Origin of the sequence: Flavobacterium sp. ABG (assembly GCF_001027725.1) — a bacterium.
Classification (GTDB): Bacteria; Bacteroidota; Bacteroidia; order Flavobacteriales; family Flavobacteriaceae; genus Flavobacterium; species Flavobacterium cupriresistens.
The window spans coordinates 127312-147013 of sequence record NZ_LEKS01000003.1; the positions used below are offsets into that span (position 1 = coordinate 127312).

General features: G+C 33.1%; 23 protein-coding genes and 1 tRNA gene. 15 read left to right on the forward strand and 9 right to left on the reverse strand.

What is annotated here, in order from left to right; translation table 11 throughout:
• Positions 1-44: 44 nt before the first annotated feature.
• Positions 45-773 (reverse strand): DUF4290 domain-containing protein, encoded by a 729-nt coding sequence (locus AB674_RS03670; protein ID WP_047773976.1) that lies wholly within the window; start codon positions 771-773, stop codon positions 45-47.
• Between the two features lie 3 nt (positions 774-776).
• Complete coding sequence (locus AB674_RS03675) at positions 777-1073, reverse strand: DUF493 family protein (RefSeq protein ID WP_047773978.1); 297 nt, start codon at positions 1071-1073, stop codon at positions 777-779.
• A 660-nt stretch (positions 1074-1733) separates the two neighbouring features.
• Between AB674_RS03675 and AB674_RS03680 the strand changes: the two genes are divergently transcribed.
• The 4 genes from AB674_RS03680 (at position 1734) to fmt (ending at position 6001) form a co-directional block, all read left to right on the forward strand.
• A complete protein-coding gene (locus AB674_RS03680) occupies positions 1734-2090 on the forward strand; it encodes a hypothetical protein (protein ID WP_047773980.1) in 357 nt (118 codons plus the stop codon).
• Positions 2091-2560: 470 nt separating this feature from the next.
• Entirely contained in the window at positions 2561-3094 is a 534-nt protein-coding gene (locus tag AB674_RS03685; RefSeq protein ID WP_047773981.1) for an AAA family ATPase, read from the forward strand.
• Positions 3095-3158: 64 nt separating this feature from the next.
• Positions 3159-5054, forward strand: coding sequence for an ATP-dependent DNA helicase RecQ (locus tag AB674_RS03690; protein WP_047773982.1), 1896 nt, complete (start codon positions 3159-3161; stop codon positions 5052-5054).
• On the forward strand, positions 5054-6001 hold the full coding sequence (gene fmt / locus AB674_RS03695; RefSeq protein WP_047773984.1) for a methionyl-tRNA formyltransferase: 948 nt from the start codon (positions 5054-5056) through the stop codon (positions 5999-6001). The genes AB674_RS03690 and fmt overlap by 1 nt, the downstream gene beginning before the upstream one ends.
• A gap of 41 nt (positions 6002-6042) precedes the next feature.
• Here fmt and AB674_RS03700 read toward each other — a convergent pair whose 3' ends face one another.
• Genes AB674_RS03700 through AB674_RS03710 form a run of 3 tightly spaced genes read right to left on the reverse strand, consistent with a single transcriptional unit; the run spans position 6043 to position 8822 of the window.
• Positions 6043-6693, reverse strand: a complete 651-nt coding sequence (locus tag AB674_RS03700) for a hypothetical protein (RefSeq protein WP_047773986.1) — start codon at positions 6691-6693, stop codon at positions 6043-6045.
• A 3-nt stretch (positions 6694-6696) separates the two neighbouring features.
• Complete coding sequence (locus AB674_RS03705) at positions 6697-7239, reverse strand: hypothetical protein (protein ID WP_047773988.1); 543 nt, start codon at positions 7237-7239, stop codon at positions 6697-6699.
• Positions 7240-7289: 50 nt separating this feature from the next.
• Positions 7290-8822: a hypothetical protein gene (locus AB674_RS03710; RefSeq protein WP_047773989.1), complete on the reverse strand. Its 1533-nt coding sequence runs from the start codon at positions 8820-8822 to the stop codon at positions 7290-7292.
• Between the two features lie 1023 nt (positions 8823-9845).
• Here AB674_RS03710 and AB674_RS03715 point away from each other — a divergent pair.
• Positions 9846-10118: an HU family DNA-binding protein gene (locus AB674_RS03715; protein ID WP_012022249.1), complete on the forward strand. Its 273-nt coding sequence runs from the start codon at positions 9846-9848 to the stop codon at positions 10116-10118.
• Positions 10119-10247: 129 nt separating this feature from the next.
• The gene (locus AB674_RS03720) at positions 10248-10808 is read left to right on the forward strand and encodes a YqgE/AlgH family protein (protein ID WP_047773992.1); all 561 of its coding nucleotides are present in this window, start codon (positions 10248-10250) and stop codon (positions 10806-10808) included.
• Here the strand turns inward: AB674_RS03720 and AB674_RS03725 are convergent.
• Both AB674_RS03725 and AB674_RS03730 read right to left on the reverse strand, forming a co-directional pair.
• A complete protein-coding gene (locus AB674_RS03725; RefSeq protein ID WP_047773994.1) occupies positions 10805-11644 on the reverse strand; it encodes an aminotransferase class IV in 840 nt (279 codons plus the stop codon). The genes AB674_RS03720 and AB674_RS03725 overlap by 4 nt on opposite strands.
• 54 nt (positions 11645-11698) lie before the next feature.
• Positions 11699-12091 (reverse strand): START-like domain-containing protein, encoded by a 393-nt coding sequence (locus AB674_RS03730; RefSeq protein WP_047773995.1) that lies wholly within the window; start codon positions 12089-12091, stop codon positions 11699-11701.
• A 155-nt stretch (positions 12092-12246) separates the two neighbouring features.
• On the opposite strand from AB674_RS03730, the gene AB674_RS03735 reads away from it, so the two are divergent.
• A tRNA-Met gene (locus tag AB674_RS03735) sits at positions 12247-12320 on the forward strand.
• A gap of 119 nt (positions 12321-12439) precedes the next feature.
• Positions 12440-12697, forward strand: a complete 258-nt coding sequence (locus AB674_RS03740) for a hypothetical protein (RefSeq protein WP_047773996.1) — start codon at positions 12440-12442, stop codon at positions 12695-12697.
• A gap of 232 nt (positions 12698-12929) precedes the next feature.
• Here the strand turns inward: AB674_RS03740 and AB674_RS03745 are convergent, their stop codons facing one another.
• Both AB674_RS03745 and AB674_RS03750 read right to left on the reverse strand, forming a co-directional pair.
• Complete coding sequence (locus AB674_RS03745; protein ID WP_047773998.1) at positions 12930-13148, reverse strand: DUF4287 domain-containing protein; 219 nt, start codon at positions 13146-13148, stop codon at positions 12930-12932.
• Between the two features lie 3 nt (positions 13149-13151).
• Positions 13152-13694, reverse strand: coding sequence for an SRPBCC family protein (locus AB674_RS03750; RefSeq protein WP_047774454.1), 543 nt, complete (start codon positions 13692-13694; stop codon positions 13152-13154).
• Between the two features lie 292 nt (positions 13695-13986).
• Between AB674_RS03750 and AB674_RS03755 the strand changes: the two genes are divergently transcribed.
• The 7 genes from AB674_RS03755 (at position 13987) to AB674_RS03790 (ending at position 19655) form a co-directional block, all read left to right on the forward strand.
• Entirely contained in the window at positions 13987-14889 is a 903-nt protein-coding gene (locus AB674_RS03755) for a helix-turn-helix domain-containing protein (protein WP_047774000.1), read from the forward strand.
• 229 nt (positions 14890-15118) lie between these two features.
• Positions 15119-15502, forward strand: a complete 384-nt coding sequence (locus AB674_RS03760; RefSeq protein ID WP_047774001.1) for a VOC family protein — start codon at positions 15119-15121, stop codon at positions 15500-15502.
• A gap of 146 nt (positions 15503-15648) precedes the next feature.
• Complete coding sequence (locus tag AB674_RS03765; RefSeq protein ID WP_047774003.1) at positions 15649-16026, forward strand: VOC family protein; 378 nt, start codon at positions 15649-15651, stop codon at positions 16024-16026.
• 299 nt (positions 16027-16325) lie between these two features.
• Positions 16326-17531, forward strand: coding sequence for a tyrosine--tRNA ligase (tyrS, locus tag AB674_RS03770; RefSeq protein WP_047774004.1), 1206 nt, complete (start codon positions 16326-16328; stop codon positions 17529-17531).
• Positions 17532-17678: 147 nt separating this feature from the next.
• Positions 17679-18029, forward strand: a complete 351-nt coding sequence (locus tag AB674_RS03775; protein WP_047774005.1) for a DUF2200 domain-containing protein — start codon at positions 17679-17681, stop codon at positions 18027-18029.
• An 18-nt stretch (positions 18030-18047) separates the two neighbouring features.
• On the forward strand, positions 18048-18614 hold the full coding sequence (locus AB674_RS03780) for a hypothetical protein (RefSeq protein ID WP_047774006.1): 567 nt from the start codon (positions 18048-18050) through the stop codon (positions 18612-18614).
• 711 nt (positions 18615-19325) lie between these two features.
• On the forward strand, positions 19326-19655 hold the full coding sequence (locus AB674_RS03790) for a hypothetical protein (RefSeq protein WP_047774009.1): 330 nt from the start codon (positions 19326-19328) through the stop codon (positions 19653-19655).
• Positions 19656-19702: the final 47 nt, after the last annotated feature.

Here is a 19702-nt window from a genome sequence, read left to right on the forward strand (position 1 = left end):
CATTCAAACAAAATCTCAGCAACTTAGTAGCTTAGCAACTTTCCCTAAACATTCTTTTGATTGTTGTTTTTCTGAAAAGGTTTTGGCTTCCCGCCTTTATTATTGTTTTTGTTGCTTTGAATTTTTGGTTGTCCCGCCGGTGTGATTTTATTAGAGATACGTTTGTTTGTACGCAATAAATCGGTGGTATTCAAAAGTTCTTCTGTGCTTTGAAGTAAGTTGATTTTTCCGCCTGACAATTCAAATAAGTGTTCAAAAATAACATCGTCTTTTACGGTGTCTTTATTCCAACTTAAGTATGATTTTTTCATGTGGTTGGCAATCACCAGAACCAATGCATTTTTCATTTCGCCATCATCCCATTTATTGGCAACATCAATCATATATTTGATATTGTTCCCATAAAATCTGTATTTCGGAAAGTTCTGCGGATATTGCAAAACATCCGGTTTCAATTGCAATACATCGCGAGATGGAATTGGGTATGGAGATTCTACATTTAATTTAAAATCAGACATGATAAAAAGCTGATCCCATAATTTATGCTGAAAATCCGGTACATCACGTAAATGCGGATTCAAACTGCCCATTACCTGAATGATATACTTTGCCGCTTTATTACGCGTTTCAGCATCTTCAATAACGGTTGCCTGATCAATCAATTTTTGTAAATGACGACCATATTCCGGAATAAGTAAACGCTGTCTTTCAGAATTGTATTCTAAATTAAAAACAACGTCATTTGCGACTTCTTTTTTATATTTTTCGACCATAAGTTATAATGAAACTATACCTTCTATTGTAGAAACTTCTTTGTACTTAACGATCACTTCATCAGCACTATTCATCGTTACATCTACAGAAACACTGGTAAATTTACCTGTTTTAGATTTTGTTGTTTTAATAACCGCACCCATACTGTCAAAAGCTCTTTCGACTCTCTCAACATTATCAGCAACTGAAGGCATTATAAATTTATACAAATATTCTGCCGGCCAAGTGTTACTGTTGTCTAACTCAGTCTTTAATCTTTCGTAAAATTCAGCGGTGCTTTTTTCTTTATCGTTCTCCATGCTTATATTAAAATAAACGCAAATATACGGTTTTGATTTCAGATTTCAGATTTTAGGTTTTAGATTTTTCTGAACCGGAAATATCTCGAATAAGTTTACTTTGTTCAACACGAATTTCACTAATTTTCACTAATTATTTTTGAGCAAAATCGAATTTCACCAATCCAAAATTGTGTTAACGCCTCCATAAAACTAAAATTAGTGTAATTCGTGTCTATCTCGCTATCTGATGGACTTTTCAATCTTTTTGCTTTCCAGAACTTAAAATACCGTAAAGCTGCTTCCTTTGTTCAACACGAATTTCACGAATTGGCACTAATTATTTTGGCGCGAAATCAAATTTCACCAATCCAAAATTTGTTTTAACGCTTCAATAAAATTAAAATTCGTGAAAATTAGTGTAATTCGTGTCTATCTCGCTATCTGATGGACTTTTCAATCTTTTTGCTTTCCAGAACTTAAAATACCGTAAAGCTGCTTCCTTTGTTCAACACGAATTTCACGAATTGGCACTAATTATTGGGGCGAAATCGAATTTCATCAATCCAAAATTGTGTTAACGCTTCCATAAAATTAAAATTAGTGGAAATTAGCGTAATTCGGGGCAACCTTTTACATTTGAAATATCTTACAGATTTATGCAATTAAAAAACAAAAAACATGAGTGATAAACGAACCGACTCTTCCGAAAATAAAAATACTGACCCAAAACCTGTGCAGGAAGAGAAAACAAATTTAATTTCACATTTAGCTATCCGACTAGGGATTCCTTTTTTTATTATTTTTCTAATTGCCGTAAGCATGACTGATGCCCGTGATGAAAAAGCAATATTCTTAGCTTGGACTATTACAGTTTTTCTTTTGCTACTTCTTATTTTCTTAGCGAAAGAAACTTCCCGATTTACCAACAAAAGACAAACGTTATTAAAAAATGTAAATATTTTTTTGCTGCTACTTTACATTTTTCTTTTTGTGATATCCGGCTTATTTACGCTCTTTATTGGCGGATACAATTAAATTTCTCTTCGAAAAAAAATTTAAAATAAAAATATTCTTTAATTCAAATGAACGATGGAGGAAACTGCAGTACTAACATAAGAATCAACCTAACTAAACATAATTACTCAAACTTAAGTGCCGCCGGACGGCCTTAACAAACAATCTACAATTCACCTCTCCTGCAAGGTTTTCTTCAACCTTGTAGGTATTTATTAGATATCTATTATCCTAAGAACACCGACAAGATTAAAAAAAAACCTTGCAGGTCTACTTTCAGAAGAAAAAACCCTAAAGAAAAGGGCATTCTTCTCTCTTAACATTAATTGGAACACCTTAGTTTCATAACCTCTGATTATTATTACTAGCCATCTAAAACAAAGCCAAAAACAGAAACCTTTCTCCCTAAAATTGCGAAATCGTTCGTTTCTGAGAAATAATCTTTTTAATTACGAATAAGTTTAGGTAAATTTGCGCTTTATTTTTAGAAAGTGCAAAAACAAATCATAGTTCTCATTGGTGGCCCGGGAACGGGAAAATCTACTCTTATTAACGAATTGGTAGCTCGTGGCTACTCCTGTTATCCTGAAATTTCAAGACAAGTTACACTCGAAGCGCAACAACGAGGTATCGATCAATTGTTTTTAGATCAGCCTTTATTGTTTAGCGAAATGTTACTTCAAGGACGTATCAAACAATATGAAGATGCGGTTCAAGAATCTGACAAGGTTGTTTTTATAGATCGCGGAATTCCTGATGTTCTCGCTTATATGGATTATATTGGTGATGAATATCCGGAGCATTTTGTAAAAGCGTGTGAGGATATCAAATATTCTAAAATTTTTATTCTACCACCTTGGGAGGAAATTTACGAAAGCGATACTGAGCGTTACGAGAATTTTGATCAGGCTGTAAAAATTCAAAATCATTTGGTTGACACCTATAAGAAATATGGTTACGACTTAATCGAAGTCCCTAAAGACACGGTTGAGAACAGAATTCTTTATATCTTAGATAAAATTTAGGCCTGTTTTAAAGTTGCAAAACTAGAAACTGATTTCTAAATTTTTTAACTTTAAAACAAGACCAATGCCCGAAGCGCAGGAAATTCTATTAAAACACTGGAAACATGACAGTTTCAGACCGCTGCAAAAAGAAATTATTGATTCGGTTTTAGACGGTCAGGATACCTTTGCCTTGTTGCCAACGGGTGGAGGGAAATCGATTTGCTTTCAGGTTCCGGCTATGATGCAGGAGGGAATTTGCCTGGTGATTTCGCCTTTGGTCGCGCTAATGAAAGATCAGGTTGCCAATTTGCAGAAAAGAGAAATCAAAGCGATTGCGCTTACCGGTGGAATTCACACCGAAGAAATCATCGATCTTCTGGACAATTGCCAATACGGAAATTACAAGTTTTTATACCTTTCGCCTGAAAGACTACAATCAGATTGGATTCTCGAACGCATTAAAAATCTTCCCATAAATCTAATTGCTATAGATGAAGCACACTGTGTTTCGCAATGGGGACATGATTTTCGTCCAGCCTATTTGAAGATTTCTGAACTTAAAAAATTCTTTCCAAAAATTCCTTTTTTAGCTTTGACTGCTACGGCAACACCCAGAGTTATAGAAGATATTAAGACAGAACTGAGTTTAAAAGATACCCGATTTTTCCAGCAATCTTTTGCAAGAGAGAATATTGCTTACATGGTTTTTGAAGTAGAAGATAAACTCTACCGCGTCGAACAAATCCTAAAGAAAAACCCGCAACCTTCTATTATATATGTGCGTAATAGAAAATCATGCCTGAACATTTCAACACAATTACAATCGTTGGGTTTTAGAGCAACTTATTATCACGGTGGTCTTTCCTCTAAAGAAAAAGATAAAAACATGCAATTGTGGATGTCCGAACAAGCACAGGTCATTGTGGCAACAAATGCATTTGGAATGGGAATCGACAAAGACAACGTAAAAACAGTCATTCACACCCAACTTCCTGAAAACATAGAAAATTATTATCAGGAATCGGGAAGAGCAGGAAGAAACGGAGCTAAATCTTTTGCTGTTTTACTCACCAGTCCATCAGACACCAATCAAACGGAGCAGCAGTTCTTGAGCATTTTACCTGATAAAAAATTCCTGAATACCGTTTACGTCAAGCTTTGCAATTATTTTCAGATTGCTTATGGTGAAGGTTTAGATGACTCTTACTCTTTCAAGCTGAATCATTTCTGCCAGAAATACGACTTCCCTACTTTAAAAACATACAATGCATTGCAATTTCTAAATCAGCAAAGCATTATTACAATGTCTCAGGAATTCTCAGAAAAGATAACCCTTCAATTTTTAATAGAATCGAAAGAAGTGTTGCGCTACATGAGTCTGAATCGAAATGACGAAGAAATCATTTTGGCTATTTTAAGAACCTATCCGGGGATACACGAAATGAAAGTTCCGTTTAATCTTTCTCTAATTGCAAAAAAATCAAATCATACCGAAGAACAGGTTACGATTGTTTTAGAAAAATTAAGAGACAAAGAAATCATAGAATACAAATCTAAAAACAACGACGCTACTATATTATTTAACGAAGTTCGCGAAGACGATCGCACGATAAACCGCGTATCGAAATATCTGGAAAAACAAAATCAGCTTAAAAAAGACCAGCTTTTGTCTGTTCTTCATTATATAAAAGAAGACAAAACTTGCAAGAACCGATTAATTCTGGATTATTTTGGAGAAAAAGCAGAATCGAATTGCGGCGTTTGTTCGTATTGCATTACCAAAAAAGGTAAAATAACCGAAGCCGATTCTATAGCGGATAAAATTCTGTCTTTATTAAAAACAGCTTCTTTGACCTCCAGAGAAATCCAATCCCAAATAAAACTGGATACCAATGATGTTATTTTGGTACTTCAGGAATTATTAGAAAACAATCACATTATCATACAATCCGATAACACCTATACTTTAAAAACCTAATGGAAAAATTAAGAATCATATTTATGGGAACTCCGGAGTTTGCAGTTGGCATCCTGGACACCATTATCAAAAACAACTACGATGTCGTGGGTGTTATCACCGCAGCTGATAAACCGGCAGGACGTGGACAAAAAATAAAATATTCTGCTGTAAAAGAATATGCATTAGAAAACAACCTGACTTTATTGCAACCTACAAATCTAAAAGACGAAGGTTTTTTAGCGGAATTAAAAGCGCTAAACGCCAATTTACAAATTGTTGTTGCCTTTAGAATGCTACCAAAAGTAGTTTGGGAGATGCCAAGTTTGGGCACTTTTAATCTACATGCTTCTTTATTACCTAATTATCGTGGTGCGGCACCCATCAACTGGGCTATTATCAACGGAGAAACTAAAACAGGCGTTACTACCTTTTTTATCGATGACAAAATAGATACCGGAGCCATGATCCTGAATTCAGAAATCGCAATTGATCCAGCAGAAAACGCAGGACATTTACACGATCGATTAATGCTTTTAGGAAGTCAGACTGTTGTTGACACTTTACAGGTTATCGAAAAAGGAAATGTCATTACTACAATTCAGGAAGACAACGCTGAAATAAAAACAGCTTACAAATTAAACAAAGAAAATTGCAAAATCGACTGGACAAAATCGGGAGAAGAAATCAATAATCTGATTCGCGGCTTGAGTCCTTATCCGGCAGCCTGGTGTTTTCTGAACGATAAAAACGAAGAATTAAGCATCAAAATATATGAAGCAAAACTAGTTTCTGAGCCACACTCTTATGAAGCTGGAAGCTTGATTAGCAGTAAAAAAGAGATCAAAATTGCGATTAAAGAAGGCTTTATTCAGCTTTTAAGTCTGCAATTACCAGGAAAAAAGAGAATGCAGGTGGCAGAATTATTAAATGGGATCACATTTTCTGAAGCAGCAAAGGTGCATTAAATTAAAAAGCCTTGCTTGTCAAGGCTTTCCATATTTTCTATTTAGATCGTTTTCTTTTTAAAACTAAAATAATAATTTACCCCAAGACCTATTACACCCTGTGTATTAAATCGGTTATCTTGATCCAACTTATTTAACGCTCTCCCCAAATCAACATTATTTAAATAAATATTTAATGCCAATGATTGTGCGCTGTCATCTGATAAATCTACAACATACCCTACTCCAAATCCGAAAGAATACTGATTTTCATAAGTTTTTTGCTTTTTTTCAATGGGTTGTGACAGATTATTTGGGTTTCTGGTAAAGGCATGACCAGTAGCCTGAATATTCGAATAGGTAAGTTTGGGAAGAATTTGAATGTACCCGGAACCATCTCCATTTTTATTCCCAAGAATAACTTTAGGACAAAAGCTGTAATTTACCGCAGCTGCTCTTTTTGAATATTCAGACATTACAAGCCCGGTTTCATTCCGATTTACAACTTCTTCAAGAGCTCCATAAGTAAAATTAATTTCCATTTCAGGCATAAAATAATAGAAAACTTTATACTCAGCTCCCATTTTAATATCTCCAAAAATTGATTTATTAAAATCTGTATGGATATAAGCTGAAGCCCCAACAAAAGGCCTAATTTTTTGAGCGAAAGCTCCAAATGAAATTAAAAAAAACAACCCTACAATATGTTTCATTCTTTATTTTTTACCAATTACCCAACCTAATGTGAAATTTACTACCGGAACAAAGTTAGCTTTTCGTTCATCCGTTCCAAAATTATAACCTGCACCTGCAATTAAACTTATATTAATTCCACTTCCATAAGTCCGGTGCAATCCCCATGCCGGTGCAATTGTCAATCCGTCGTAAACACTTACATATTCCGAATTGCCAATTGGTCTGAAATAGTAACTTCCGCTAAGCGCTATGAAGTTTCCAGAATTGTTTTTAGTGTTTCTGTCTCTTGAGTATCTTTTTTCTAAATTATAATAATACCTGTACTGTTCTCTTATATAAGGAGACAGTAGCAATTTGGAGCCAGAATTACTATTATAAGCGAAACCTGCGCTAAGATTTAAGTCCGTTGCTAGCGCTGTATTTTTACTTAACCTTTTTTCATATGTTATTCCCGGGGAAAGAACATTAATTTTAAACTGATTATTTTCTAAACTACTGCTTTTATCCTGAGCATTTAAATTAATTAAAGCCAGTAAAATTAACATTGTTATGTATTTTGTCATGTCTGTATTTTTTAAACCAAGCCAAAATATTGGCTTGGTTTTTATTTTATTTATTGACCTAAAATTAACCTTCTACCTTTCCATACATTATCATGAAGAGCAGCTCCATAAATATCTGCTCTAACTCTTGCATATTTTGTAGACCCCTGCAATCCTTTCAGATAATCTTCAGGATTATTATAGTCAGAGCTATAGGTTAGAACAAAATTAAAATCAAAATAATGAGTAATTGCATTATCATTATTATTGGTCCACTTCATTCCTTGTGTAGATATAGTCGCTTTATTTAAAAGTGGATTTACCGCTACTACTTTATAAGTAAGATCTCCATTCTCTACTTTCTTTCCAACTTCAGTTAGAGCAGGATTCTGAGCCACAATAGCCTTAAAAGCTTGTTTTACTGCTACATCAACAACTTGATTATACACTTTATTTGCATCGTATTTTATCTCGAATAAATCTTGCCTAAATATACTAACGGTAACTTCTTGAGGTGATGAGCCCGAGTAAGGAAAATTTGTTGCTCCACTCGGAAATTCAATAATCTGCTTACCCGAACCAGCATATTTAACTCCGTTAATTTCTATAAAAAAGTTTTCATAATTATATTTAGCTATATTATAAACCGGAACATTATAATTATATTCATAAGAAATATCATTAACTCCTAATTCAATTTGAGTTGCGTAAGATTTTTGCCAGCCTGAAACACCTAAAATCTTAACTCTTTTCTGAAACCTTGCACTACAACCCAATGATGAAAAAATAAAATAATTTTGATTCCAAAACTTAATTTTAATTCTACGTCCATCACCATACTCTTCTGTGTCTACTTCACTTTCTCCAAATATTTTCTCAAAAAAACCATCATTATCTACTCTTGAAATTGGCAAAGAAGATTTCATCAACCTTGGCGTAGGCTGCACAGGAAAAGGATCTTGTCTTGGAATGTCTGGAAGAGGAACCTCTAAAAATGGTCTGTCTTCTGGTATAAAAAAAGAAATCTCCTCATCAACCGGAGCAACCATTGCCATCTTTCTGGTCAAATTATTCTTTTTGGAAGAAGATTTTAAACCATTTAAGTAATTATACAATTTTTGTCTGTTTTTTTCCAGACAAAAGTATAATCCTTGCTCGGTATATTTATATAAACTATCCCCAACAATTAATTCTCTATTCTCATTTAGTATTGCTGCAAAACTTGGATCTTGTATTAGATCATCTTCAACATCAAAATTCTCATCTCCAGACTCATCATTACTAATCCCATATTCAGAATTCATTTTTTGTTTTTTTGCTTTTTTCGCAACAATATAGTCTTCCATTTTTTTAACATCATCTTCGTCAAACATTGGAGTCAATGATTTAAATCCTTTAGTTTGAATTTGCCTAATCTCATCATTAAAATCATTCTGAGCTTGGACATCATTTTGATAGGTTTTTAAAATGTTTTTTAACTTTTGTACGCTTTCAATTTTGATAGTACCATCTACTATCTCATAATTGTTATGAAGACTTAAAGCCTCCTCTTTATTATCATTTTCTATATCATTTTGACAACTCGCTGTTAAAATCAAAATCAAAAAAAAAACTTTTTTTCAGTAAATTTAAATCTCGTTTTCTATTTGTATACATTATAATTATTTAATTTTTAGATTTATTAGTTTATTTAATTTGTTGAGATTATACTAAGACTATTTCAATCTAAATATAATCTCGAAATGCTCAAATAGCAACTGTGGTTTACCACCATTTTTTTCTGAATTCATGAAAAGACTTATAAAATATTCTTTACAAATATAAATAATTTCCTACAAATATAGAATTTAATTTCATTCCTATTTTCCTATCATGCCGATAGCAAGCATCAAAATAAAAATAATTAACCCGAATTAGCTGCAAATATTAATTTTAATAGTCATATTTTTCTCATATATACTACAGAAATATTTATTATGTTTATAAATTAATATTGCAACTATATCTGGACAAAAATATATTCACTTAGCACATTTATAATAAACCATCATTAAGCATCCAGGTAATAATACTGGCGTTTTTTTTACTAGTTGCAGTCGGGTAATATAGATGATTTGCCTTTTTTCTTTTACGCTAAGAAAGTTTGATAGATTTCATACTTAACATAGAGCCTACTAATTATTCTCCCCACGAAATTTTATAACCTTTATCCTTGTCAAAACTTGATAAAACACCTAGAACCAAATTATTTAACAAATCCAGATTGCAATACCATCTAACATACAATTAATCCGTTAGCCTTTAACTAATTTTAAGTAAAGACTAGTAATTATATAAGGCAAAAAAACTCTCATTGTAATTTTAATAGTTCTAAAAATCAAACTATTTGAAAAGCCCTATTTAAGTTTACAAACAGGACATTATAAATATATCAAGACCCAACCAGCACCAATAAAACAGGGGTTTCTACCTGTTTTACTCGACAAATAACATGCTTTATGAACAAAAAAAACAAGTTATCAACAATTTTTGCTAAATTTACCGAAAACACTTGCAAGGAACGGATTTCCTACTAAATTTGTGTATTAACAATTTATTTTTTAACCAACAATTAATAACTAATTATTATGAACAAATCAGAATTAATCGATGCTATCGCTGCTGATGCAGGAATTACTAAAGCTGCGGCTAAATTAGCTTTAGAGTCTTTTTTAGGTAATGTAGGGACTACTTTGAAAAAAGGAGGAAGAATTTCATTAGTAGGGTTCGGATCATGGTCAGTATCTGCTAGAGCTGCAAGAGACGGTAGAAATCCACAAACTGGAAAAACTATCAAAATTGCTGCTAAAAATGTAGTAAAATTTAAAGCTGGTGCTGAATTAGAAGGTGCAGTGAACTAAGTAAGAAAGTTCTCTAAACTTATAATATAATCAAAACCCTTCCATGTGGAGGGTTTTTTTATGCGGTTTAACGATTTTATTTGGGATTTTTAAAATTTTATAACTAAATTTAATAAAAATTGTAACCGTATGATTTCAGAAAAATTAAAAAAAGGACACCTGCTTATTGCCGAGCCTTCAATAATTGGAGATTTATCTTTTAACAGATCGGTAATTTTATTAGCAGACCATAACAAAGAAGGATCAATAGGATTTATCATTAATAAACCTTTAAAGTACACTATTAATGACCTGATACCTGAGATTGAAGCTTCTTTCAAGATATATAATGGAGGACCTGTAGAGCAGGATAACCTCTATTTCATTCACAATATTCCAGAATTAATCCCGAATAGTGTTGAAATTTCTAATGGGATTTATTGGGGAGGTGATTTTGAATCAACGAAAGACTTAATTAACGACGGATCTATTAACAAAAATAATATTCGTTTTTTCTTAGGTTACACTGGTTGGGATGAAAATCAACTCGAAAGTGAAATGCAAGGAAACTCCTGGATAATTGCTGATAATAATTACAAAAACAAAATTATCGGAAAATCCACCACTCATTTTTGGAAAGAGCAAATAATAGAGCTGGGCGGAGATTACCTTATTTGGTCAAATGCACCCGAAAACCCATATCTGAATTAATTTTCAGATATGGATTCGTTTAGTTTTTGCACCAATAAATGCGCCAGATTACTTGTAAACTCTTTTTTTCGATATTTACTTATCGGCTGTATTCCTGTAATTACATTTGTCAAAAATAACTCGTCTGCTTTTTGAAGATCAAAAGGCGAAATTATTTCTTCAACCACTTCTATTCCTTCCACTTTTTTAGCCAATGCTAAAATTTGCTTGCGCATTACACCGTTCAGACAACCTTCAGAAACGGGTGGTGTACTCAGTTTTTTACCGACAACCATAAACAGATTCCCTTGTAATGCCTCAACAACATTTTTAGTATCGTTTAACAAAATACAATTGTCTAAGCCATTTTCGTGAGCAAATATACTTCCCGTGACATTAATCAACTTATTAGTCGTTTTAATGGACGATAATAATTGTTTGGTTACATAGAAATCTTTATACAAATCAACTTCGTAATAAGCCTTATTTAAGCCATACAAAGCGCTTTCGAGAGTAGTTGCGTGAATTAAAAATGAAACATCGTTTGTTTTTGGTAAATACAAACCTCCATCGTTTCTAAAAACGGTAATTCGAGCTCTTGCGGCTGCTGAAAATTTGTTTTCACGGATTACTTTCAAAACTTCCTCTTCAAAATACTCCATGGTAAAATTCATCGGGATTTCCATTCTCACCACTCGCATGGAAGCCATCAGTCTGAAATAATGATCTTCAAGAAACAATATCTTGTTATTGACTATTTTTAGTGTTTCAAAAACACCATCTCCATACAAAAAAGCACGATTTTGAGTTAGTATATTCTCGTCCTGCGCTACCATGTTTCCGTTAAAATTGATCATAAAAAAACCCTGAATTTTGTTCAGGGCAAATATAACGCTTAAAATAGACTTTTACTAAACAGATCCGATAAGATGTTTCAAATCTGAGATTTGATTTTCCCACAATTGTTTAGCCTCGCTAACCTCTTCTTTTTCAGCAAAATCGACTACCATTAATGATACATCTTTAGTCAATTCATCGACTAAAATATGCAATTCAAAAAAGTACTCTGTATCCTTACTACTTTCATCAACCCATTTAAACTTTACTTTTTCACCTGTTTTTTTAGAAGCCAGGCGTGCTTTTTCCTGTGAATCATTCCAGATGAAAGTAAAAAATTCTCCCCGTGAATTTACATTATCAGCAAACCATTCAGACAAACCTGACGGAGTGGATATATATTGATATAATAATTGCGGCGAAGAATTTATAGGAAACTCGATTTCGTAACGTATTTTTGTATCCATGAGCTACTTTTATTTTTTTTGGAAATATAAGAATATATGTCCGAAAACAATGCATTTTTAAAAATATTTTTTTTTCTTCATTTTTTGCTTGTACCATTTAATATTATTTCTATCTTTGCACCCGCAATGAGGGAATCATTCCTGATAGCAGTCTTGGCGAGGTAGCTCAGTTGGTTAGAGCGCAGGATTCATAACCCTGAGGTCACGGGTTCAACTCCCGTCCTCGCTACAAAAACAACCCCCTAATCATCCATTGATTAGGGGTTTTTTATTGGTGTTTTATTTCAAAAAAAAGGGACAATAACTCCCTTGAAAACAACGTTTTGCAAACTAAGTAATTTACAAACAATGGATATAGTAAAATTTAAAATCACATCAAAAACGATAAAAGTAGAAGTACGCAATTCGAACAATTATGTTTTTAATTTTAATACTGCTCTAGATATTGCAAAAGAAGACAAAGATGTTTTATTAAAATTATACAACGCATTAGATATTCTTTTTAAGAAAGAAAATGCTAATGAAACGAAAAATTACGTCTCACCCAACCAAACCAATATACTGGATCAGATTTCTGATGTTGATAATTTAGAACAGGAAAAATAATTCAATTATCGATGTATTTTTTTGCAATCTTATCATTTTAAATGAGATATACCCGTAAAGCAAAAAAACCTTGTATCAAATCTAATTTTATAAAGAGAATTAAATACTAAAAAGTCAAAGCTGACAGGTTTTAAAAACCTGTCAGCTTTGTTTTAAAAGTAATAAAACAATCGGGACTAATGGCCCGAAACTGTATTAACAATAAGTACTGAGAACCATAGTATCATTACGATCATTCTCGTTTCCCGTTAATATAAGCATACATGGCGGTAGCATGTCCGTGTCCGAGATCATAATCGGCTTTTAACCAGTTGATGATATTGGTGGCTTTAATAGTTGGCCCCATCGCTCCATTTACCGTATAGCCTTTTTCTTCGGCAAGAAGTTGAAAATCCTGAGGCGTTTTACCTGTTTTCTCTTCGATGTTTTTTAGATAGGTTGCAAATGACATAGTTTATAGTTTTTCAGTGTTCGTTTTTATATTTCTCATGGTACTCTCGATATCGGCACCAATAATTTTATCCATATTCACAAATAATAAAATAATATTCATTGGCCAGTCCTTCCCTCCTTGGTACTTCCACACCAGATTTGTTTGATTCTCGTTGACCGCATTAACGAACAAAGTTCCGTCGGCAGTAAAAACATAAGGCACCATAAATCTGATTTTAAAATCTATTTGCTTGTTTTTAATAAGTCGGACATTTTCAAACTCGCCCTTTCCACATTTTTCATGCTTACTTTCAAAAGAGAGAATCGCTCCCTCCTGTCCATCTGCATTTCCTTTTAACTCAATTTTAGTATTCGGATCATACTTCAGCCATTGATTAAACTCCTGATGATGATTAAGAAACCTCAGATACTCGTATACATTTTCAGCAGGTTTATTAATCGTAATCTCTCTTGTGATGACATACTTTTTTGGGGCAAAAGCGGCAATTATACATAGTACGGCTATTAGAATAATTAGTACTACCAGAATTTTTAATAGAAACATTTTCATTTGTTTTAAGTTTTTTATAGCATGATTAATAATCATTCCCTGACAAGGATCAAAGGTACCTGATCTTTAAAGCTTTAAATGGTTCAAAAAAGGACAATAATGGTCAATTCCGGCATTTTCAATTTATCCTTACAAAGGAGCGTTTGAATATTGCACAATTCGATTTGATTTTCGATATTAGACTTTATGTTAGCGCGCCCTAAGTCGTTAGCCTGCAATACGTCCAAATACATTTAGTAAATTAGTTATAATCCTTTATTCTGTTAGACTAACACCTTAAACCAGTATGCCTGAAGAAAAAGAAAACATTCCCTTTTACGATAGTATCAATTCTTTTTTAGAATCAACCGGTGTTGAACACCGTACCTCGAATCCTCTGTTTTATTGTATGAGATTGGCAGAACACAAAGGAGATATTTACCGATCTCCATTTCGCAGAGGTTTCTATTTTGTCGCACTTTTAATTTCTAATGGAAACACGCAGGTGGGTTACAATAATATTGAAGAGAATATAAAGGAATCCTTTTTAGTCTTTCAGTCTCCAAGGCAGGTTTATAGTTTTTTCAGAGACAAAAATACCGAGGGCTATTTAATCTACTTTAAAGAGGATAGTTTTCATTTTTTTAAACCCGATTTCGTACAGGAATTTCCTTTCTTTGATACCTTAAATACTAATTTATTTCAACTCACTCAAAGTCATTACGCAGACATAGCACCCCGTTTCGAAGAGGTATTTCTGGCCTATGAAGCTTCTCAATCTATTTACAACATAGCCGTTCATAAGTTCTTCGCATTGCTTTATCAGTTAAAAGAATTTGAGATTATTGAGCAACAAAAAGTGGTAAAACTACCCAACGCACAACAAGTACTCACCAAAAAGTTTATACAATTGATAAACTTGCATTATCTCACTAAAAGAACAGTAGAAGAATATGCCGATCTTCTCACGGTGAGCGTCAGCCACCTGTCTAAATCTGTTAAAACCGTAACCGGTTTAACTGTACTTACCTTAATTAATGACCGAATTACTAAAGAGGCCAAACTGATGATCAAACACACCGACCTCAACATCGCAGAGATTGCGTTCCAACTTAACTTTTCTGACACTTCTAATTTTGGAAAATTCTTCAGAAAACAAACCGGAATGAGTCCGCTTAGCTTCAGGAGCAATGAGAAAGAGCAGGTTTGACTGACCTCCTGTCTTTCTTATCAAGTCGTAAAATAATCCCTGTGATTTCTTAAATAAAAAAACGAGCGTAATTCAAAAATAAAATTTACCTAAATAGTATTATCTTTAGTTTTACTTATTCGGCATCAAAGCGGTAAGCAATTTTCGCGTAGATTTAACGGATTCTTTCTTTATATATTAAGGAGTTTGACTTACTAAATATGCGTAAAACCATTTAAACAAAACCACTATGACCAAAACAAATCCTGTAATCTATTTTGAAATTCCCGTGAACGATCTGAATCGGGCCGAAAATTTCTATAGAAATGTATTTGGTTTTAGTTTTGAAAGAGAAATAATTGATCATTACGAAATGACCTTATTCCCATTTGAAGATACTCGTAGCGGAATTTCGGGAGCATTAGCAAAAGGAGACGTTTACAAACCTTCAAAAGAGGGTGTTATAATTTATTTCAGAACAGCTAATATTGACCAAACCTTACAAAAAGTACTGGCACAAAACGGAACCATATTGTATCCTAAAACGATAAATGAAAATTACGGATTTATCGTTGCCGAATTCCAAGACAGCGAAGGAAACAGAATCGCTATTCAAGAAATAATAGAAAAGTAAAATCACCTGTGACAGTGGAAGATCATCCGATTAATTCTAAACATAAAAGCATAAAAAAAACTATTTTAACTTAGCCATAAAAAACAAATTCACAGGACTTATAAAAGCTTTTCGCTGCTATTTAACCTTAACAAAAAACAACAAAAATGAAAAAAGTAACCGGTATTGGGGGCATATTTTTTAAATGCAATGATCCTGACAAAATGAAAGAATGGTATAAAACACACCTTGGTTTGGATACAAACGAATATGGAGCCACTTTTGAATGGAAACAAGCTTCCGACTCCACCAAAAATGGTTCTACCCAATGGAGTCCGTTTCCCGAAACCACAAAGTATTTTGAGCCTTCCGCAAAAGACTTTATGATCAATTACAGAGTCGCCGATTTGGAGGCATTAGTCGAAGAATTAAAAAAAGAAGGCGTGACTATTGTTGACACCATAGAAACGTACGAGTACGGAAAATTTGTTCATATTATTGACATGGAAGGCAACAAAATTCAGCTTTGGGAGCCTTATGAATAAACCGCTCTACAAAATAATAATACCCGTATTTTAAATCTTTATTCAATAGTAAAATTAAAATATACGTTTCAAACGTAGTACAAATTTCAGTACCGATTAAAAAAAAATACTATCTTCGCTTTCGAAATGAATTCTTTGAACCACATATTACGCCTTTCTTTTTTTAGTACTTATTATTATATGATAATTGCTCGGATAGGCTATGTATATGCTTCAAGACGATCAGTATTGTAAGTAAATCAAATATCACATACCCAAGCCCGAGCAGAAATGTTCGGGCTTTTTTATTTTAAAAAAAAATGGAAACACTAAACAGACTAAAAAAAAATGTCGAAATCATTCTTCCGGAAAACGGGCTGGAAGAGAAACTGCAACAAGCGAAAAAAGAAAACCGTAAGCTTATTATTAAACTTGGCTTTGACCCTACTTCTCCTGATTTACATTTGGGACATGCTGTGGTGCTCAAAAAACTAAAAGAATTTCAGGATTTAGGGCATCAGATTGTCATTCTGGTCGGAAGCTTTACGGCAAGAATTGGAGATCCCACAGGCAAAAACAAAAGCAGAAAACCATTAAATATTAAAGAAGTTCAACACAATTCAAAAACATACATCACGCAATTATCAAAAATTATTGATGTAAGCAAAACCGAAATCGTTTTTAATTCAGAATGGCTCGATAAACTCTCTTTTTCAGAAGTCCTTCAGCTTTTGTCTAAAGTAACGGTCGCTCAATTGCTCCACAGAAACGATTTCAATAAACGGTTTACAGAAAACATACCGATTGCCATGCACGAATTGATCTACCCGATTCTGCAAGGATTTGACTCTGTTCAAATCAATGCCGATATTGAAATGGGTGGAACCGATCAACTTTTTAATTGCACAATGGGAAGACAACTTCAGGAAACTGGCGGCAAGAATCCTCAGATTGTTATGTGCATGCCTTTATTGAAAGGGCTTGACGGAAAAGAAAAAATGAGCAAATCGTTAAAAAACACGATTGGATTAATCGACGAACCTAACGAAATGTTTGGCAAAACAATGTCAATTCCCGATCACTTGCTTATCGAATTTCTAGAATTGACAACTGATTTTTCAATAAACGAAAAACAGGTTTTAAAAGACAAATTGTCTAATGGTGAAAATCCAATGAACTTAAAAAAAATAATAGCCAAAAATATTATAACCCAATACCATACCATAGAAGACGCTAACAAAGCCGAAGATTTTTTTGCAAATCAGTTTCAAAACAAAAACTTTGAAGAAAAAGTATTTATAACTGTTCCGATCTCTTCTTTAAACTTAGAAAATAATACGCCTCCTTTGATTGATTTATGCAGCAGGTTAAAAAATGACTTGACAAGATCCTCTCATAAAAGGTTGATTGAAAGTGGTGCGGTTAAAATTAATAATGAAAAAATTATCGATCCGTACACCATTATCAGCTTAGAATCAGATACAAAAATCAAAATCGGTAAAAGAAATTTCTACGAATTAAATTAAAGACCAACCCATTCACATCTAAACAAGAATCTTTTTACGGTTCTTTTTAGGTGTGAATTGAATTCTCAGGAAACTGAAAAAATATAACGTTCAATTATTTACTCAAAAAATAGTATTTTAGCTTGACCTCATCATTGAAAAAAGAGCATGGAAAAACATAGAATATTCACCACCTCCTTTGCAAGCGTCTATCCGCATTACATCAATAAAGCGGAGAGAAAAGGTCGCACCAAGGAGGAAGTAGATACTATAATTTACTGGCTAACCGGATATAATCCTGAAGCATTGCAACAATTAATAGACAACAAAACTGATTTTGAAACCTTTTTTGCAGAAGCGCCACAAATGAATGCAAACGTTTCAAAAATCACGGGGGTAATCTGTGGTTATCGTGTAGAAGAAATTGAAAATAAACTCATGCAAAAGATTCGCTATCTGGATAAAATGGTCGATGAACTGGCAAAGGGAAAAGCGATGGAGAAGATTTTAAGAAGTTAAACTAATTAGCCAAAATTTATGGAATTTGAAATCGATAAAGATTTAGTTCAAAAAATAATCAACGAAGAAATCAGCCCAAATTATGTAATAAACAATATTATTGATACTGAAAAATATATTTTTATTGGCTACAAACACCGTTATTATGATAGAGATGATGATAGAGCAACATTAGTAGGAGTTGGACATGTAATTTATGATAAAGAAAAAAGCGAATACAAATTGCTTGGATCAGGCGATTACATAACTGGCGATTATTTAGATTATTTACAAAATGAGACTGAAGAAGAAGAAATAGAAATTAAAAGTCTTGACCAAATCATTACCCGAATTAAAGAACGAAAATATGTAAATAGAGATGATTATCACATTTTTTTAGACTCTATTGAAAAAGAGCATTCTGAGTTTAAAAAAGGAATAACTATGGATCGAAATTTGAATCTTTCGGAGCATTTTCTTTTTGAAAGCGAAAATAATATCATTCAGAATAAAATAATAGCTTTTTGGAAACTGTTTGGATACCCTTATCATCCAAGAAATCACAACCAAATAATCTTATGTCGAACAGAAAAAAGCTGCTGTTAATGGTAATTTGCAAAGTCTAAAACCAATAAATTTCAATCATTTTAAGACGATAGGCAAAATCAAATAACTCTTTTCAATCCAATAAAAAATGAATCTGTTCTCGAAGCAAATCGAAAAAATACAATCTAAACCCAAAACTATTTTTCTCCTAGATGGTTTGGGAGCTCTTTTGACCGCTGTTCTATTATTGTTTGTTCTCAGTCCCTTTGACATTTATTTTGGTATGCCAAGAGCGATTCTCACTGCGCTGTCGTTAACAGCATTTCTTTTTGCCTTCTATTCCTTCTTTTGCTTTACAATATCCAAACCCAATATTCGAAAATTATTAAAACCAATTATTTTGGCCAATTCCATCTACTGTCTTACAACACTTGGACTGGTATTCTTTTTTCTGGACCGACTTACTACTTTAGGAATAAGCTACTTTATTGGTGAAATTTTAATAATCTTTGGATTGATTTACATAGAAGTAAAAATTCTAAAAACAAAGCAACAACTATAAACCACTGATTATCTTTACCTATAACCTATACAAACTTCTTTTCGATAAAGTATTCTTTTTCTCTAAAAACAGGTATTTATACGTGTTTTTTTATTTACAATAAAAACGATTTTTGTAATCGGATGTAAAAAACTGTTGCCGATAAAAAAATAAAAAGCAGAATATCACAACAAAACATTGCAAAAGTTAGATTAATAAAAAATAATACAATGAAAAATCTTTGGTGTTGGCGTTGCAAAAAAGAAGTCCCGATGTTGAATGAAGAAGAACATCTTATAGCAACAAAACTGTATCGTCACGGTTTTCAAACCGGCAAGTGTACTATGACAAGACAGGAACGCTTTAAAGGACTACTCGATTATTACAAAGAACTTTCCGGTTATGAAGAAAAAGACCCCAATGTCATCATGCATCACAGAATTGTATTATATGGTTCTCCCTGCGAAAATTGCAACAAACCCTATCGAACGTCAAAAGCTGCCTTCTGTGCCGCCTGCGGACATAAAAAGCCTGTACAGAAGTTAGTGGTTAGTCTTTAGTCTCGCTGTGCAGTCTCAGTCTACGGTCTCAGTTTACAATTTACAAA

Bases quoted from the DNA above. Each gene is read 5' to 3' on its own strand.
- AB674_RS03670 (WP_047773976.1), bottom strand. From the start codon at position 773: ATGGTCGAAAAATATAAAAAAGAAGTCGCAAATGACGTTGTTTTTAAT.
- AB674_RS03675 (WP_047773978.1), bottom strand. From the start codon at position 1,073: ATGGAGAACGATAAAGAAAAAAGCACCGCTGAATTTTACGAAAGATTA.
- AB674_RS03680 (WP_047773980.1), top strand. From the start codon at position 1,734: ATGAGTGATAAACGAACCGACTCTTCCGAAAATAAAAATACTGACCCA.
- AB674_RS03690 (WP_047773982.1), top strand. From the start codon at position 3,159: ATGCCCGAAGCGCAGGAAATTCTATTAAAACACTGGAAACATGACAGT.
- fmt (WP_047773984.1), top strand. From the start codon at position 5,054: ATGGAAAAATTAAGAATCATATTTATGGGAACTCCGGAGTTTGCAGTT.
- AB674_RS03700 (WP_047773986.1), bottom strand. From the start codon at position 6,693: ATGAAACATATTGTAGGGTTGTTTTTTTTAATTTCATTTGGAGCTTTC.
- AB674_RS03705 (WP_047773988.1), bottom strand. From the start codon at position 7,239: ATGACAAAATACATAACAATGTTAATTTTACTGGCTTTAATTAATTTA.
- AB674_RS03715 (WP_012022249.1), top strand. From the start codon at position 9,846: ATGAACAAATCAGAATTAATCGATGCTATCGCTGCTGATGCAGGAATT.
- AB674_RS03720 (WP_047773992.1), top strand. From the start codon at position 10,248: ATGATTTCAGAAAAATTAAAAAAAGGACACCTGCTTATTGCCGAGCCT.
- AB674_RS03725 (WP_047773994.1), bottom strand. From the start codon at position 11,644: ATGATCAATTTTAACGGAAACATGGTAGCGCAGGACGAGAATATACTA.
- AB674_RS03730 (WP_047773995.1), bottom strand. From the start codon at position 12,091: ATGGATACAAAAATACGTTACGAAATCGAGTTTCCTATAAATTCTTCG.
- AB674_RS03740 (WP_047773996.1), top strand. From the start codon at position 12,440: ATGGATATAGTAAAATTTAAAATCACATCAAAAACGATAAAAGTAGAA.
- AB674_RS03745 (WP_047773998.1), bottom strand. From the start codon at position 13,148: ATGTCATTTGCAACCTATCTAAAAAACATCGAAGAGAAAACAGGTAAA.
- AB674_RS03750 (WP_047774454.1), bottom strand. From the start codon at position 13,694: ATGTTTCTATTAAAAATTCTGGTAGTACTAATTATTCTAATAGCCGTA.
- AB674_RS03755 (WP_047774000.1), top strand. From the start codon at position 13,987: ATGCCTGAAGAAAAAGAAAACATTCCCTTTTACGATAGTATCAATTCT.
- AB674_RS03760 (WP_047774001.1), top strand. From the start codon at position 15,119: ATGACCAAAACAAATCCTGTAATCTATTTTGAAATTCCCGTGAACGAT.
- AB674_RS03765 (WP_047774003.1), top strand. From the start codon at position 15,649: ATGAAAAAAGTAACCGGTATTGGGGGCATATTTTTTAAATGCAATGAT.
- tyrS (WP_047774004.1), top strand. From the start codon at position 16,326: ATGGAAACACTAAACAGACTAAAAAAAAATGTCGAAATCATTCTTCCG.
- AB674_RS03775 (WP_047774005.1), top strand. From the start codon at position 17,679: ATGGAAAAACATAGAATATTCACCACCTCCTTTGCAAGCGTCTATCCG.
- AB674_RS03780 (WP_047774006.1), top strand. From the start codon at position 18,048: ATGGAATTTGAAATCGATAAAGATTTAGTTCAAAAAATAATCAACGAA.
- AB674_RS03790 (WP_047774009.1), top strand. From the start codon at position 19,326: ATGAAAAATCTTTGGTGTTGGCGTTGCAAAAAAGAAGTCCCGATGTTG.